This window comes from Virgibacillus carmonensis (assembly GCF_057836705.1).
The window spans coordinates 1-2139 of the sequence record NZ_JBYQFJ010000070.1 but is presented as its reverse complement, the minus strand read 5'-3'; the positions used below and the strand labels follow the sequence as shown (position 1 = coordinate 2139).

The window sequence follows — 2139 nt, the reverse complement described above, 5'->3', positions numbered from 1 at the left end:
AGTCTTGGCTGCTTGAATTAGAGAAAAAATATAACAATATTTTGTAAAGGAAGACTGAGAGCACGTGGGAGCTAAATACTTACTGCCAGAATGTCTTAGCGTATAATATCCGCGTTTTGTCAGCAGGACCCCTAATAGGTATAAAAGATTATCCATGTCAGTCCTGACTAACATGGATAATCCTTTATTTTTTGTTCACGCAAAATAAGTATTAAAACTGCGCAATTTAAATAATAAAGTGATACCTTTTGTGGAGTAGAACCAGGAAAATGCAGATTTAATACGTTAAGTATTTAGGAAAATAAAAAAGCCTAATGCTTCAATACCTTTCTGAGAAATTAGGCTCTGATATTCGTTTGTTGAGCTTTACATTTTATTCTGTTGAATATACGTTTACGTCTTTGTCACCCAATATGATTTTCTTCTCTAAACCCATACCTATTTTATTTGCCACTTTTTGAGAAGCTACATTACCTGGCTGAATTAGTGCAATTAATCTTTGTTTACCGAGATTTTTGCTTCCGTAATCCATAAGTGTTTTCGCCGCCTCCGTCGCATAACCTTTACCCCAGTATTTACGAGAAATCCAATACCCTATTTCAAGTTCTTCAATCCCATCAATTGTTTGTGGAACCAGACCCGCATGTCCTATTAGTTTATTGTCGTCCTTATTTTCTAAGACAATTAACCCCATATCGGGACCGACTTTATATGTACTTTAAATCCATTCTAAAAGAATTTTAGTTCCTTCTTTATCTTTTGTCTTTCCTTCGCCAATATACCTAACCATTTCCGGGTCTGATAATAAAGAAAATAGATATTCGAAATCATCGACATTGTACTTACGAAACTTTAATCTTTGTGACTCGATGACCATTTTAAACACCTCCTTTTTTATGCAGTTTCTAAGTTGGACATCAATACTTATATTAACATTCATGTTCAATATTACTGCCACTTTAGAGTTTAAGTAAATTCCTTCAAAACCTTGCAACTATTTTAAACATCAATACCCAACTATATTTGAGAGGGTTCTTCAACAAAATAGTCCTTTAAAATAAAAGCAGGCACAAATTTTATTCAATTTTTGCGCCCTTAAATTTAATTAAAGAACTTTTCCTAAAAAATTCTTCAATCATTGAATTCCTCTATTACTCTATCTAGCCATTCGTTAATAAGTGAATTAAACAATTATGGTTGCTCAATTTGCAAGTTGTGGCCAGCTCTATCCAAAACAGAAAATGTTCCCCTTGGGAATTTATTCAAAACTTCAAATGCATCCTTATATCCAACAATAGAATCTTGTTTCCCCAGCAAGAATACACTGGGTTTAACAAAGCCGCCCCCGTCCAAATTGAAAGAAAATCCATATCTTTTTTGTACTTTGGCTAAGAATTCCTCATCTGCTATCTTACAACCGGCCATAACTTCACTGATGTACCTCATCCAGTTATATTCATCTAGAACAACTTGATTTGAGCTGAAATCATCTGCTTCCTCTTTTGTTAATTGAGACAAAAATTAATTATCTGAATATACAATACTATGTTCCGGAAGCGTTCTATCGTCTTTCATAGGTAAAATCATGGGACAAATAAATGCAGCCACCCAATATCCGTTCTTTCTGCATCCTGATGATTCCTCGCGATAGATAACCACCATAGGATTCACCAGCGATTAGGTAGGTTTGATTTGGTATTAAAGTTTCAATAAAATTTATTAATGACTCTAACATCTCATCAGAATTACTTATTTGTTCATAATCAGTAGTTTGACCCATCCCTGGCAGATCAACGTAAATACGTCTCCATCCACCTCTTTCTTTAAAAATAGGCTCCATACAGCCACTCATCAGCCTATGGTCGGGAGAAAAACCATGTATCATTATAATCGGTTTTCCTGCCCCAATGTCTTCATAGTAAATATTAGCGTTTTTAACTTTGCAGAAAGACATTTTTTATCCCCCAAATTCAATTATGTAATTCACAAGAATATGCGTTCGTCATGAATATAACAGACTGTAAGGCTTTATACCATAATCTGGCCCGATTCTGGAGGACGCTATCTTATTCGATTAACAAGCCCGTTCGTATAGTTGAATATAAACAATTTCCCTTTGAAGAATAAATTACCAAACGA

At 34.5% G+C, this 2139-nt stretch carries 2 protein-coding genes and 1 pseudogene; all 3 read right to left on the bottom strand.

Translation table 11 applies throughout. The annotated features are described in order from the left end of the window. Positions 1–373: 373 nt before the first annotated feature. The gene (locus AC3G7N_RS20475) at positions 374–694 is read right to left on the bottom strand and encodes a GNAT family N-acetyltransferase (RefSeq protein ID WP_489424014.1); all 321 of its coding nucleotides are present in this window, start codon (positions 692–694) and stop codon (positions 374–376) included. Positions 695–718: 24 nt separating this feature from the next. Beyond that, complete coding sequence (locus AC3G7N_RS20470) at positions 719–877, bottom strand: GNAT family N-acetyltransferase (protein ID WP_489424013.1); 159 nt, start codon at positions 875–877, stop codon at positions 719–721. Between the two features lie 314 nt (positions 878–1191). Further along, a pseudogene (locus AC3G7N_RS20465) lies at positions 1192–1954 on the bottom strand (alpha/beta fold hydrolase). Positions 1955–2139 lie beyond the last annotated feature (185 nt).